General features: G+C 54.1%; 16 protein-coding genes. 13 read left to right on the top strand and 3 right to left on the bottom strand.

The window, feature by feature from the left end; all coding sequences use genetic code 11:
* The first annotated feature begins 77 nt into the window (after positions 1-77).
* The 6 genes from IB226_RS12955 to IB226_RS12930 all read left to right on the top strand — a co-directional run bounded on the left by IB226_RS12955 (position 78) and on the right by IB226_RS12930 (position 3520).
* A complete protein-coding gene (locus tag IB226_RS12955) occupies positions 78-788 on the top strand; it encodes an IclR family transcriptional regulator (protein ID WP_192235810.1) in 711 nt (236 codons plus the stop codon).
* Between the two features lie 482 nt (positions 789-1270).
* The gene (locus IB226_RS12950; RefSeq protein ID WP_110867462.1) at positions 1271-1756 is read left to right on the top strand and encodes an Hcp family type VI secretion system effector; all 486 of its coding nucleotides are present in this window, start codon (positions 1271-1273) and stop codon (positions 1754-1756) included.
* A 3-nt stretch (positions 1757-1759) separates the two neighbouring features.
* Positions 1760-2176: a polymorphic toxin type 44 domain-containing protein gene (locus IB226_RS12945; protein ID WP_110867463.1), complete on the top strand. Its 417-nt coding sequence runs from the start codon at positions 1760-1762 to the stop codon at positions 2174-2176.
* Positions 2154-2582: a hypothetical protein gene (locus IB226_RS12940; protein WP_192235808.1), complete on the top strand. Its 429-nt coding sequence runs from the start codon at positions 2154-2156 to the stop codon at positions 2580-2582. The genes IB226_RS12945 and IB226_RS12940 overlap by 23 nt, the downstream gene beginning before the upstream one ends.
* A 94-nt stretch (positions 2583-2676) precedes the next feature.
* Complete coding sequence (locus IB226_RS12935; RefSeq protein WP_192235806.1) at positions 2677-3063, top strand: DUF1090 domain-containing protein; 387 nt, start codon at positions 2677-2679, stop codon at positions 3061-3063.
* A gap of 127 nt (positions 3064-3190) precedes the next feature.
* Complete coding sequence (locus IB226_RS12930) at positions 3191-3520, top strand: DUF1493 family protein (RefSeq protein ID WP_008107769.1); 330 nt, start codon at positions 3191-3193, stop codon at positions 3518-3520.
* A gap of 30 nt (positions 3521-3550) precedes the next feature.
* On the opposite strand, the gene IB226_RS12925 is transcribed toward IB226_RS12930, so the two are convergent.
* Positions 3551-4330: an NAD(P)H-dependent oxidoreductase gene (locus IB226_RS12925; RefSeq protein ID WP_192235804.1), complete on the bottom strand. Its 780-nt coding sequence runs from the start codon at positions 4328-4330 to the stop codon at positions 3551-3553.
* Positions 4331-4418: 88 nt separating this feature from the next.
* On the opposite strand from IB226_RS12925, the gene IB226_RS12920 reads away from it, so the two are divergent.
* Both IB226_RS12920 and IB226_RS12915 read left to right on the top strand, forming a co-directional pair.
* On the top strand, positions 4419-5312 hold the full coding sequence (locus IB226_RS12920) for a LysR family transcriptional regulator (RefSeq protein WP_192236079.1): 894 nt from the start codon (positions 4419-4421) through the stop codon (positions 5310-5312).
* An 83-nt stretch (positions 5313-5395) separates the two neighbouring features.
* Positions 5396-6445 (top strand): DUF1176 domain-containing protein, encoded by a 1050-nt coding sequence (locus tag IB226_RS12915; protein ID WP_192235802.1) that lies wholly within the window; start codon positions 5396-5398, stop codon positions 6443-6445.
* An 82-nt stretch (positions 6446-6527) separates the two neighbouring features.
* On the opposite strand, the gene IB226_RS12910 is transcribed toward IB226_RS12915, so the two are convergent.
* Positions 6528-7205 carry a YecA family protein gene (locus IB226_RS12910; protein WP_176970789.1) on the bottom strand — a complete coding sequence of 226 codons (678 nt, stop codon included), beginning with the start codon at positions 7203-7205 and terminating at the stop codon, positions 6528-6530.
* 215 nt (positions 7206-7420) lie between these two features.
* Here IB226_RS12910 and IB226_RS12905 point away from each other — a divergent pair, with 215 nt between their 5' ends.
* The 4 genes from IB226_RS12905 (at position 7421) to IB226_RS12890 (ending at position 11235) form a co-directional block, all read left to right on the top strand.
* Positions 7421-8437, top strand: coding sequence for an isopenicillin N synthase family oxygenase (locus tag IB226_RS12905; RefSeq protein WP_192235800.1), 1017 nt, complete (start codon positions 7421-7423; stop codon positions 8435-8437).
* Between the two features lie 17 nt (positions 8438-8454).
* Positions 8455-9237, top strand: a complete 783-nt coding sequence (locus tag IB226_RS12900) for a MetQ/NlpA family ABC transporter substrate-binding protein (protein ID WP_101762205.1) — start codon at positions 8455-8457, stop codon at positions 9235-9237.
* 183 nt (positions 9238-9420) lie between these two features.
* Positions 9421-10566, top strand: a complete 1146-nt coding sequence (locus IB226_RS12895) for a serine hydrolase (RefSeq protein WP_225608296.1) — start codon at positions 9421-9423, stop codon at positions 10564-10566.
* A 156-nt stretch (positions 10567-10722) separates the two neighbouring features.
* Positions 10723-11235 (top strand): RcnB family protein, encoded by a 513-nt coding sequence (locus tag IB226_RS12890; protein WP_101762204.1) that lies wholly within the window; start codon positions 10723-10725, stop codon positions 11233-11235.
* Here IB226_RS12890 and IB226_RS12885 read toward each other — a convergent pair.
* Positions 11232-12680 (bottom strand): PLP-dependent aminotransferase family protein, encoded by a 1449-nt coding sequence (locus IB226_RS12885; protein WP_192235796.1) that lies wholly within the window; start codon positions 12678-12680, stop codon positions 11232-11234. The two genes, IB226_RS12890 and IB226_RS12885, sit on opposite strands and share 4 nt — an antisense overlap.
* Positions 12681-12787: 107 nt before the next feature.
* Between IB226_RS12885 and IB226_RS12880 the strand changes: the two genes are divergently transcribed.
* Entirely contained in the window at positions 12788-13501 is a 714-nt protein-coding gene (locus IB226_RS12880; protein ID WP_110867471.1) for a GNAT family N-acetyltransferase, read from the top strand.

Here is a 13501-nt window from a genome sequence, read left to right as displayed (position 1 = left end):
TCATTTGTGATGTAAATACGATGTGAATCACAAATTGCACGGTAAACTCTTACCGTCGCAAACAGGAGACCGTACCGATGGGGAATGAAGGCGTAATTGCCGTTGAGAAAGCGCTGGCACTACTGGATTGTTTTAAGCCTGGCGAAGAGGCGTTGACGCTCACCGCTCTGGCACAATTTTCGGGCTACCATAAAACGACGGTTTACCGTCTTATGAACTCACTTGAACGCATGAACTACGTCATCAGACGCGACAGCGGCGTTTACACGTTGGGTCCCAGACTGCTTTATCTTGGCAAGCTCTATGAACAGTCATTTCATCTGGCCAGTATTGTCCAGCCTGAACTGCACGCGCTGGCAACGGCGACGGGTGAAAGCGCCACATGGTATGTGATTGAGAACGGTCAAAGGCTTTGCTTATTCAGAGCGGAGCCCTCCGAAGGATTACGAGAAACGCGCTTACCCGGTACTTTTTTGCCGCTGGATAATTCAGCAATAGGGCAAGTGCTTCGCCATTGGGGACTCAATGAACCGCTTCTTGAATCTGCCCCAGAATTACCGCTCTTTACCTCCGGCATGCGTGATCCGCACATTGCTGCATTCTCTCTTCCCGTTTTTGGTGAGGGAAATAAACTGCTCGCGGCGCTGGCATTAACAGGTCCGTCATCGCGTTTAACGAAATCGATGCGCGACAGCGGTGTGGGCAAGATAATGAAAGAGACGGCTTACAGCCTCTCCCTGAAGCTCGGCGCCCCTAAGATCAAATGTGATCATTTTTATTCGCTCTAGCTGGCCTGGATAGGTTCGCTTTGTAAATGATATGCCGCGAGTATTGCTAACTTCAGCAGTATGAATGCTAACTATTTCACCTGGGTATGAAGAAGATAACCGGGTGAATCGCACAGCGAAAGCAATCCTGCATCGCTACCAGCTTAATTAAGTCGCTTACGAGCGCTTTTTATGTGTCTGAAATTCTGTCTGGCTCCGTAGAAAAATGCCCAAAATGAAGTTCATTACACATTCGCCATCAGTAAGTATTCAAAAAGTTAAAACTACGGTTCGTCGTTTCAACATTATTGTTGGAATCTTTTATGCGAACTCCTAATTTAAAATTGAGGGTGTTTCCCTCCGCATTTCTATCAGTTTTAAAACATCGATTCCAATACAGCATCTAAATAAAAATTTGCTCTAAACACCATGAAATAACTGTGTGTTATTGGTTTTTTTGTGTATCCTCGCTTAAAGGATGAACAAAAAAAGGACGATGTAAAATGCCTATTCCAGCAAATCTCTGGCTAAAAGATGATGGCGGGGCTGATATTCGTGGCTCCGTTGATGTGCAAAATCGTGAGGGCAGTATTGAAGTTACCGGATTTTCTCATAACGTTAGACTCCCAACTGAGCCTCAAACAGGTAAACCCACTGGCACACGAAAGCATGCACCTATAATCATTCAAAAAGAATTTGATGCTTCTTCACCGTATCTTTACAAGGCTGTAGCAACAGGTCAAAACTTAGCATCAGCTGAATTTAAGTGGTATCACATTAATGATGCTGGACAGGAAGTCGAATATTTCAATATCCTGATCGAAGGTGTGAAAATAATTGGTGTGTCACCAGTAATGCACGATACAAAAGACCCTGCAAAAGAGAAGCATAATCACCTCGAATGTGTTGAGTTTGCATACGAAAAAATTACATGGAAATATTGTGACGGCAATATTATGTTCTCTGATAGCTGGAATGAGAGAGCATAATCAATGCGCTATCCAACTTTGGCTGCATCGCCGCAGCCGCCATTTGATATTATCTCGTTTAGCCCGCCGGGAGTTTCAATCCTCAACAATATGATGCTGGCTCGTTTGCACAAAGGCCCGTCAGCCATGACCTATGTGTGGTTTTATAGTCAAGTGAGAGGACATGGCCCATGGGATTATAAAAATCAAAGTGGTAAACAGTATGCCAACTTTGGGAACTTCAATTATGGTGCTGTTGGACATGCGGCTGGAATTACCGAGGCTGTATTATTAAGAGCGGCAGGATGGGCGCAAAGTCGCGCAGGAACAAGCAACATAGAATTTGGAAGTTGGTATGGTTCTAGCCCATTTGGCGACGATCCGGAAGACCAGTATTGGATAAGAGCAGGAATTGAATATGCTAAACGCTCAGGCTTTTAAGAAGCGTCATGCCTTAATAATGTTTATTATAATGATGATTTTTTTAGGTGCTTATTTTTTATCAAAATTATCTCCGTTGGAACAATCAATTGTCCATGAGCAGGCGGTTAATACTCATGCTACTGTTTTCATAACTGAGGCAAGTGCAGGCGCTACGACGGATTTTTCCTATCGTTTTTACTTATACGATGCAAGTAAAACCGTGGAGGAATTCAAGAAGGCTTTAAGTAATGATTATTCACCCTTCCTCATTACTTCTGATTCCAAAGCACTAAATAAGATTGAAAATGGAGTGATTTATTTAAATGTGAAAGGTAAGGTTTTTTCTTTTAATAATCTCCCTGCTTATAAATACAATAATTCCATTTATACCATTCCCGTCGTTATCACGGCAAAGCCATACTGATTCTGTGCAAAGTTAGTGCTGATGTGTGGTCCTTAAGATCTTGTTAAGAACTCTTCGTATAATAGCGCCCATCAATGTAAACCAAGAGTTCACCATGAAAAACACCCTGATTTCCCTTTCGATTCTTTTCTCTGCTTTGACCGTGACGTCTGTTCAGGCTGCCAACCCAGCCACCGGCTGCGCCGCTAAAAAGCAGGATATCCAGCAAGAGCTGGCGATGGCGCGTGAGCATGGCAATGCTGCGCGCATCGCTGGTCTGGAAAAGGCGTTACGCGAAACCAGTGCAAATTGCACCGACAGCGGCTTGCTCAAAGCGCGCCAGCAGAAAGTGGCCGAGAAGCAATTGAAAGTGCAGGAACGCGAACAAGATCTAAGGGAAGCGCAGGCCAAAGGCCGCAGCGATAAAATTGAGAAGCAGCAGCGTAAACTGGCTGACGCGCGAGATGAGTTGAAAGAAGCGCAGGATGCATTAACGCAATAAACCAGGCATCCCGGCTGGAAAACTGGCTCTTTGTCTCAAAATTCTCCTGCAGAGATTTTTTTCATCCAACTGTTGGGATTGCATGGCAGAATGGCGCTCCGGTGAAATCAGTGGAGGTGCAGAAGCGATGACAGTTGAAATTGAGCAGCGTATCTACGAGTTGGTGCGACGTTACGATGGCGTTTACCTGTTTAAGCAAAAAACGCTGACGCCGCAAATTGATATCGATAGCGATCTTAACTTCGAGCGTGAAGAAGCCGCTGCGCTGATGGATGAGTTCTTCGGCGAGTTCAGCGTCGATCGCGGCGGATTCGTCATTGAAACCTACTATCCCGATGAGCCCTCGCTGGCGCAGATTCTCAATCCATTCAATAAGCGTGAAGTGCCGGTGGTACCCGATTTCACGCTGGGAATGTTGATTGAATCAGCAAAAGCGGGGCGCTGGCTGTACGAGTAACAGCAGGCTCAGCGTCGAGTCTGCCACCTTTCACCGCTTCACATGCACGCCAAAGCCACTCTCTTCCGGGACAAACTCCGCCTTTAAGGTCAGCGCAGGAATCTCATAGTCGCCGCTGTTCTGCTGACGGTAGGCAATGGGCGCGGTTCCCGCCAACGTATCCAGCCTTGTAGCCAGCGCATCGCACCAGCCAGCAAATCGTTCTGCTGCTGACTTTTGTACCCGATAGAAAACCAGCGGCGGCAGCACGCTAAAGCCGGGATAAAACAGCATGCCGTGCTGAATCGGAAACAGCAGATCGTTGATCGGGCCGTTAATGCCGCGCGGGCTGTAATGCGATTCCCATCCGCCGGTCGTCACCACCAGCATTGCACGTTTGCCGCTAAGATTGCCTTCGCCGTAACGATCGCCCCAATGCTGTTCGTTGTGCTCGCCCACGCCGTAAGCAAAACCGTTGGCGTAAACGCGGTCAAACCAGCCTTTCATGATGGCGGGCATCGAAAACCACCACAGCGGAAATTGGAAAATCACCGTATCGGCCCAGCGCAATTTTTCCTGCTCCGCGGCGATATCGGCGGCCTGTAGCTGATGATCGTAGGCGAAGCGAGAATCCAGCGTCGCATCGAAGTGATCGCCCATAAATGGGGCGCGCGTGTCGGCAGCGTCGAGCGGCGCTTTCCACTGCATCGCATAGAGATCAGAGACCTGCACCTGATGTCCGGCATGCTGCAAATGCTGTATGGCAAAGTCTTTAAGTGAACCGCTCAGCGAACGCGGTTCCGGATGGGCATACACAATCAGTACATTCATGGGCTTAATCCTGTGAGATGAAAACCACTGCAGACTAAGTCGGCGCTGGCTATAGTGGAAATCAATTGCTGATATCTCAGGTATAGCCATAGTGAATATCGACTCGCTGGATTTGAATCTGCTGCAGACGCTCAACGTGCTGTTAAGCGAACTCAACGTCACGCGCGCGGCGCAGCGTTTGCATCTCTCGCAGCCTTCCGTCAGCGCTCAGTTGGCGCGATTGCGTAGGCATTTTGACGATCCGCTATTGTTACCGGGGCCGCGTGGCATGCTGCCAACGGCGCGCGCAGCAGCTCTGCGTGAGCCGCTGCGTCTGGCGCTGGAAGCGGTTGAGCGTGCGGTCGCGCCGCCCGATGCCTTTAATCCGGCCAATGCCGATGACACCTGGCGCATCGCCGCCACCGATTACACCTCGTCAGCGTTGGTGCTGCCTGCGCTCAACCTGATCCGCGCTGCTGCGCCGCAAAGTCGCATGGCGATATTGGCGCTGAATCCGCCGCTGGTGGCGCAGCAGTTGGAAAAAGGCGAGCTGGATGTGGTGTTTCATACGGGCGATAACGCGCCGCCGACGCTGCATCAACGCAAACTGTTCAGCGAGCGCTACGTGCTGGCGGGACGGTGCGATCACCCGCAGTTGCAACGTCTGCCGACGCTGGATCAATTCTGTCAGCTGGAATTTGTCATGGTATCGCCCGATGGCGGTGGCTTTAGCGCCGCCACCGATAATGCGCTGGCGAAGCTCGGGCGTTCACGCCGCGTGGTGCTGTCGGTGCCGCACTTCTTGTTTATGCAGGAAACGCTGGCGAGCAGTGATTTAGTGGCGGTGCTGCCCGAGCGGTTGGTGCGTCACGCTTCGCACCTCGCGGTTGTCGATCTGCCGCTGGAGGTGCCGGGCTTTGATATTTTGCTGCTGTGGCATGAACGTCTGCACCGCGATCCGGCCCAGCAGTGGCTGCGGAAACAGATTGTAGCGGCGCTGTAAATCAGCATCGCCGCAAAAAATTCACTTCTCCCGCGTCACAAAAATCATCACACTAGCCACCTTTACCATTATGGAGAGATGGCATGATTACCCGATTGCTGCTGGCGATGTCGCTACTTGCCAGCCTGAGTGCGCCGCTGTTGGCAGATCAAGACGGCGTCTCCTTTAGCCACAAAGACTGGGAACTGGCCTGCGATAACACGCTGACCTGTCGTGCCGCTGGTTACAGCGCCGAAGAGGGCGCGGGCGGCTCGGTGTTGCTGGTGCGCGCGGGCGGTCCCAATGCGGTGACGCACGGCCGTGTGGTGCTGGCCGATACCGGCGATGACGATTCTAAAGTGGTGAACAACTTAGCGTTGTGGATTGATGACCGTGCGCTGGGCGACGTGGCGAAAGCCGATAACGAAGAATGGACGCTGACGGATGAACAAACCCAGGCGCTAATTAACGGCATTAAAGGCAGCGGCAAAGTGGAGTTTCGCGGTGGTGAAGAGCCTTTCGATCTCTCCAGCAATGGCGCATTTGCTGTGCTGCTGAAGATGGATGATGCGCAAGGTCGTCTTAGTACGCCGGGCGCGTTGGTGCGCAAAGGCAACAAGCCGGAAAGCAGCGTACCGGCAGCGCTGCCGATGCCGGTGATTCAGCAGGTAAAAGTGGCTAAGGCCGATGCGCGTCCGTTGACGGCCGATGAGCTGGCGCTGTTGAAGCCAAAGCTGATTGCCTCACTCACCGACGACGACAGCTGCGACAATCTGGCTCCGTCCGACGATCAGCCGGAAGAGGGCGCGGAGCCGCTGACCTTAACGCCGGTTGATGATGCGCATGTGCTGATCGCCGCGCTGTGCTGGCGCGGAGCGTATAACGAAGGTTATGGCTATTGGCTGATCGATAAAGCATTGCAGGGCACGCCGCAGCTGGTGACGGATTCCGGCTCTGATTACAGTGAAGGTGTGATCTCAGAAGCGCAGAAAGGGCGCGGCATCGGCGATTGCTGGAGTACAGCGGCGTGGGTGTGGGATGGCAAAGCGTTTGAGCAGAGCAGCGATGCCACCACCGGCATGTGCCGCGCGATTCGTGCGGGCGGCGCATGGCAGTTGCCAACCTGGGTGACCGAGGTGAAACCGGCTCCCTGAAAAAAAACGCACATATCGGTAGCGGCGCGATTAAAAGGCCAGGGACGCGCAATAAATTGCGCCGCTACGGAAGGTGCAAATATTATTTACCGCAGCACTGCTTATATTTTTTACCGCTGCCGCACGGGCAAGGATCGTTACGGCCGGTTTTCTCGCCGGCAAAGTGCGGCAGTTGAGGTTCAGGATCGGGCTGCGCCATGCGCTGTTCCTGCCAGTATTCATGCAGCTCCAGCGCTGCGGGGCGAATCGCCTCGATGCTGGCTTCAAACTCTTCCGGGGTGAAGGCTTCGCGCTTCGCCAGATGATCTTCGCTGCCGTGCAAGGCAATCGCCTCCATCATCGGCTGCAGTGATTCTGGCAGTAGCGACCAATCCGCATCCAGCGCCACGCCGCGCAAATAGCCATAGCACCAATCTTCCACCACGGTGAATTCCTGGCCTTCCATCTCTTGGGTGCCAAACAGCGGATCAAACTGCTCCGGGAACTCGGCCAGACGCTCGGCGATGTCGTTCAGATGCTGGAAGGTCAGCGTCATAAAGCGATCCATCTCGCGCTCATTCGACCACTTTGGAATGTGCTTTTTGCCGCCCCACATCGCCACCAGCCATTCGCTCGGTTCGATGTCGTTCGGGCCTGAGAGCAACGCCGTCAGCATGCCGTCCAGCTCAGCGGTATCCACCACCGAGTGTTCATTGCCGTATTTCTCCAGCATATCTTCAAGCCAGTTGAGCTCTTTTTCGGTTAACGGACCCTGGTTCATACGGCGTCTCCTGCTGTTCATTGATGGGCCATGCCCAAAGTTAATTGGCGGCGATTATAGCGGGAAGCGGGCACGATTTATCGCTTTTTGCATATCGATTGCTGAACCTCTCCTAAAAATGATTCGCCATAACTTATCGCGCAACAGTATTGGCTGCATTTGTCAGCAGATGGCAGCGTAAAGGCAGAATTTTTCTGCATGAAGGATGCAAAAGTATGGCCAGCACATTGCCGGTACTGGATTTAGCCCTGCTGGAACTGCCGGATGCGGAACAGGCGCAATACCTCGCCGAGCTGCGCGAAACCGCGCGTGACGTCGGCTTCTTCTATCTGGTGAATCATGGCATCAATCCGCAGCTGTTAAAGAACGTGCAAAGCATCACGCACGCGTTCTTTGCCTTGCCGGATGAAGAGAAGCAGCGCGTTTCGATGATCCATTCACCGCATTTTCGTGGCTACAACCGCGCGGGCGTGGAATACACCCGTGAGCAGCGCGATCAGCGTGAGCAGTTTGATATCGGTGCAGAACGGGCCGCCCTGACGTTGCAACCAGACGATCCGGCGTGGAAGCAGCTGCAAGGACCCAATTTGTGGCCGCAGGCGCTACCGCAGCTGCGTCCGGTGATCCACGCGTGGCAGCAGGCGATGACTGACGTGGCGCTGCGTTTACTGCGCGCCTTCGCCAAATCTCTGTCGCTGCCGCCGGACGCGTTTGACGCGCTGTACGGCACGCACCCCAACGAACATGTGAAGCTGATTCGCTATCCTGGTCAGGATGCCGCTGCTAGCCAGCAAGGTGTCGGCGCGCATAAGGATTCCGGCTTTCTTACCTTTCTGTTGCAGGACGATCAACCCGGATTGCAGGTTGAAGTCACGCCGGATCAGTGGATTGATGCGCTGCCGAAACCGGGTGCTTTTGTGGTGAACATCGGCGAACTGCTGGAGATCGCCACCAACGGTTATCTGCGCGCCACCGTGCATCGTGTAGTGTCGCCGCCGGCAAAACAGCAGCGCATCTCCATCGCTTTCTTCCTCGGCGCGCAGCTCGACGCCGAAGTGCCGTTGTACCAATTACCGCCGCAGCTAGCGGCAGAAGCGCGCGGACCGACCAGCGATCCCAGCAATCCGTTGCTGCGTGAAGTGGGCTGGAACTATCTCAAAGGGCGTTTGCGATCGCATCGCGACGTGGCGCAGCGTTATTACGCTGACACTCTCAATAGCGTTAAATCATAAGAAACTAAGGGAAGCAGATGAATAAAAAGGTGATAGCCGCGTTGGCGATGGTTTCGGTGTTCAGCACTTACGCCTCGGCGGCCGCGCTGCGCGTGGCGGCCGATGCCGTACCGCACAGCGAAATCCTCAACCACATCAAACAGAGCGACAAGAAACTCGATCTCAAAGTGATTGAACTCAACGGCAACCTCAACGCCAACGAACTGCTGGCGCGCGGTGACGTGGATGCCAACTACTTCCAGCATGTGCCTTATCTGCGCGATCAGGAAAAAGCGCTGGGCGAGAAATTTTCTGTGGTCGCCACCGTGCATATTGAGCCACTTGGCATCTACTCGCACAAAGTGAAATCACTGAAAGATCTGCCTGATGGCGCGCAGGTGGCGGTACCGAATAATGTCACCAATCTGAGCCGCGCACTTTATCTGTTGCAGGCCAATGGTTTGATCAAACTGAAAAGCAGCAGCGCCAATACGCTGGTGACTTCCGCAGACATTACTGACAACCCGCACCATCTGAAGATTATCGAAGTGGAAGCGCCGCAGCTGCCGCGCGCGCTGGATGATGCGCAATTGGCGATCATCAATGGCAACTACGCGTTGCAGGCCGGTTTAGTGCCGTCGAAGGATGCGCTGGCGCTGGAACAGGCGAAAGATAATCCGTATGCCAACGTGCTGGTCACCACGCCGAAACTGGCGCACGATCCGCGTATTCTGGAACTAGCGAAAGATCTGGAGTCAAAGCAAACTGCTGAATTTATTAACCAGCACTATAAAGGATCGGTTATTCCCGTTAATCAATAATCCCCGCCGCCACCTGTTTTTGGCAGGTGGCGCTGACTTTCTTCTGTGCTATATTTCGCCACCAACACCCGTCGCACCCTTTATAAAACATAAAAATTCGCTCAATCCATTGCCATGATTACCTTCGCCAGGAATAAACGGGTGCTGTGCCATCGTTTAACAATATGCATCATTGTGCTGGGCATGAGCGTATTGCTCAGCGCCTGCGGCACCTTGTCGCAAACCTCCGCGCCCGTCAGCGATAAAGTCTATCTTTCACACGCGACTTTTAATGAAAACGTCGATGACATCGTGCGCCATTACATGCAGCAAAAGCAGGTTTCTGGCATCAGCATCGCCATTATCCATCAACGCAGCCAGCCTGAATTTTACAGTTTTGGTGTCACCGATGCGCTGCACCGTTATCCCATTACGCCAGACACTTTATTTGCGCTCGGCTCGCTGAGTAAAGGCATCACCGCGGAGGTGATTATTGAGCTGGTGGATCGCGGTGAACTGCACTGGAACGACACCTTAGCGACGCTTTTGCCGCCCAACGTGCCGCTGAGCGCCGATGCCAAACGCATCACGCTGTTGCAGCTGGTAACGCACACCTCGGGCTTGCCGCGTCAGGATATGGATTTGCCGATGTTCATGAAATTTATGGGCTATCTGCGTAGCGGCGAGAACTTTTATGGCAACCTCGACAGCGACGCCGTGCTGGATTATCTGGCCGACTTTGACGCGCCCGCGCATCCTGGCGCGCGCTATTCCAATCTCGGCTATGCGCTGTTGGGCTACATCCTTAAATATCGCTTCCATCAGGACATCGAAACGCTGGCGCAGCGTAATCTGTTCCAGCCGCTGGGCATGACCAGCAGCAGCTTCAAGCCGCAGAGCCTGCGCGGCTATCCTTGGCGTGCGCTCGGCCATGCCGGCGATCAGCCTAAGCTGATTCCTCGCGGGCAAATCACGCCGGACTGGGCGTTTAACAACAATATGGTGGCGGCCGCCAGTCTCTACAGCAACGCGCGCGATTTGATTCGCTATCTTGATGCGCACCTGCATGACGGCGCGGGCGCTTCGCTCAATGCGGCGTTTGCGCAGGTCAATCACGGCTACGAACAGCACGGCAATCAGTCACAAAATATCGCCTGGGTTACTGATACCTACGGCGATCAGCAGATTACCTATCAGGTTGGCTATATCGGCGGTTACTCCAGCTTTATTGGCTTTGATAAACAGAACGGCAATGCGATTGTGGTGCTGCAGAACGCGTTTAACTGGAGTAACTATCTGGGCATCGCGTTATTGATGGATCTGGCAAATAAAGCGCACGACAAAAACTAACATGGTTGCTTGCAATTTTACTGCGCCAAAAAGCGCCTGAGCTGAGGTATGCTGAGCAGCGAAATTTGACGCGCTAAGCGCGCCGGGGGAACCTTCTGCGTGCTTAACGTGTCAGTTAAATGGACAGTTAATAATTAACCAGAGTGGAAATCACCCATGCGCAGGACACACGTCAATCTTCTTTCTGCAGGAATTTTTCTGGGCGCTTTAAGCCTTGCTCCGGCCGCGCTGGCGGAAGGCGAGCAAACAGACGCCGTACCCATGCCGCCACAGGTGCAGCAAACCGCACCCGACGCGCAAACCCAGGCACCCGCCGCTGATGCACCCGCTCAGGCGCCGGCCGCCGATGCGCCTGTCAGCAATGAACCGGCTGAATCCAGCGGCGATGTCGCGCCGATTCGTCCACCGCAAAGCGGCAATGCGGCTGCGCCAAACAACTACGATCTGAACACCATCATCATCGACTACAAAGAGTATAAAGTGGGCGATGTGGTGCCAGATGAGTACCGTAAAAAGCAGTACACCATTGTTGAGTGGAAGCCACGCCATCTGCCAGCGCCGCAGCCAGGCACGCACTGGGCGTACATCAATGCCAACTACATCCTGATCACCGATGACACCGGTAAGATCGTGATGGGCAAATCAGGCGAAATCTTCTTCCGCGGTTAATTCCTGCGCAGCAGACGCGCTAACTGCGCGACGCCCGCCGTAATCTGGCTGGTGCTGGTGTTACCGTAACCCAGCACCAGCCCTTGTTGCTTCTGCTCACCGAGATAAAATCCCGACAGCGCGCCCGGCGCGTAGCCACTCTGGATCAGCCGATCCACCAATGCCATATCGTTTTGATCCGCAGCCAGTGATAACACCAGATGCATGCCGCATTCGCCGCCCAGCAACGGAACCTGTGCGCCAAACGTTTGCTGCAATGCCTGTCGCAACGTCGCCTGCCGTTGGCGATACAGACGGCGCATTTTGCTCAGATGACGGCTAAAATCACCGCTGCGTAAAAACAGCGCCAGCGCCTGCTGCTCAGGACGATTACCACCGCGCAGCAGTTCATGCAGCGCAGGGCGCAGCGGCGCGACCAGCTGCGGCGGCAACACCATAAACCCGAGCCGTAGCGCCGGAAACAGCGTTTTGCTGAACGAGCCGACGTAGATCACCGGCGTTGGCTGCGTCATGCCTTGCATGGCGGCGATTGGCTCGCCGCTGTAACGAAAATCGCTGTCGTAATCATCTTCGATAATCCACGTTTGCTGTTGCCGCGCGGCCGCCAGCAGCGCCAGACGACGCGGTGCGCTCATGATTGCGCCGGTGGGATATTGGTGCGTTGGCGTGGTGTAAATCAGGCGCGGCGGACGCTGCTGCCAGTCCTGCGGCTGCGGCGCCAGACCTTGTGCATCGACCGCTATCGGTTCAATACGCATATCTCCCAGCCGCATCGCCGCTTTGGCCCCGCGATATCCCGGCTCCTCCACCCAACCGATGTCGCCAGGGCTGCTGAGCAGCGCCACGCACAGCGTTAATGCCTGCTGCGCGCCTTCGGTAATTACGATTTGTTCGGGCGTACAGCGCACGCCGCGCGCTAATGCCAGATGCTGCGCCAGCGCGGCGCGTAGCGTGCGTTCGCCGAGCGGATCGCCATAGCCCAGCAGTTGCTGCGGCTGATGCAGCATCACGCGGTTCAGCGCCCGTCGCCACTGAGCCAACGGGAAATGTGCTAACGAAGGAACGCCGGGCCGCAGCGCCATCTCCTGACTCAATGTGCGATGGCTGGATCGCAACTGAGCGATGCGCGGTGACAAGACAATTTCGCTGCTGGCGGGCGGCTGAGTTTCCTGCGATAGCTGCGCCATATTGCTGATGCGACTGCCCTGGCGATCGCTCAGCAAAAATCCTTCAGCCTGCAGTTGCGCCCAGACGGCGATCACCGTATTGCGTGAAACCGCGAGATCCAGCGCCAGCTGGCGTGTTGCGGGCAAACGCGTACCGGCAGCGAGTTTGCCGGTCAGAATCGCCTGCTTGATACGCTGGAACAGCTGCTGTTGCAGCGTCAGCTCGCCGTTGGTCTCTAGTGGGGCCAACAATAATCGGTGCAGTGAAATATCACTCATTTACGCGGTTCCGTGGATCCATCAATTTCAACCATTGTGGCGCTTTTTAACACACCAGCAAAGTGGCACTCTGCGATTCTGGCCCTGACTGATAAAGGAATTAAGCTATGTCGCAACACACGAATGATTACGGACAACCGGTAGGATTTCCGCTGCCAGATTGGCAACCCCGCGCCTGGCCGAGCTATGAAACCTTCACCGGTGACTATTGCCGCCTTGAACCGCTGAGTGCCGAGCGTCATGGCCGCGAACTCTATGCTGCCTATGCGCTGGCTGAAGATGGCCGTGACTGGACCTATATGTTCGCCGAACCTTTTGCCGATGAAGCGGCCTATATTGCCTATGCGCGTCAGCTGGAAAACGGGCGCGATCCGATGCATTTCGCGGTGATCGATCCCGTTAGCAACCGCGCGGTCGGTAGCCTGGCGTTAATGCGCATCGATGCGACAAACGGATCGGTGGAGATCGGCCACGTCGCCTTCTCGCCGTTGCTCAAACAAACGCGCATGGCCACTGAAGCGCACTATCTGCTGATGCGCTACGCCTTTGAGCAACTGGGCTACCGTCGCTACGAGTGGAAGTGCGACAGCTGCAATCAGCCATCACGAAACGCGGCACAGCGTTTAGGGTTTCAGTTCGAAGGGACTTTCCGTCAGGCGATTGTCTATAAAGGCCGCAGCCGGGATACCTGCTGGTTCTCGATTATTGATAGCGATTGGCCGCAGGTGAAACAGGGCTTCGAACGCTGGCTGGCGGCAGAGAACTTTACGGCGGAGGGGACGCAACGCGAAAAGCTGGAGGCGCTGCGCACCCTACGTTAG

Source organism: Pantoea sp. PNT03, assembly GCF_014852515.1.
GTDB lineage: Bacteria > Pseudomonadota > Gammaproteobacteria > Enterobacterales > Enterobacteriaceae > Pantoea > Pantoea leporis.
Note: the sequence above shows the minus strand (reverse complement) of the source record. Positions and strands in the feature narration are given on the sequence as shown.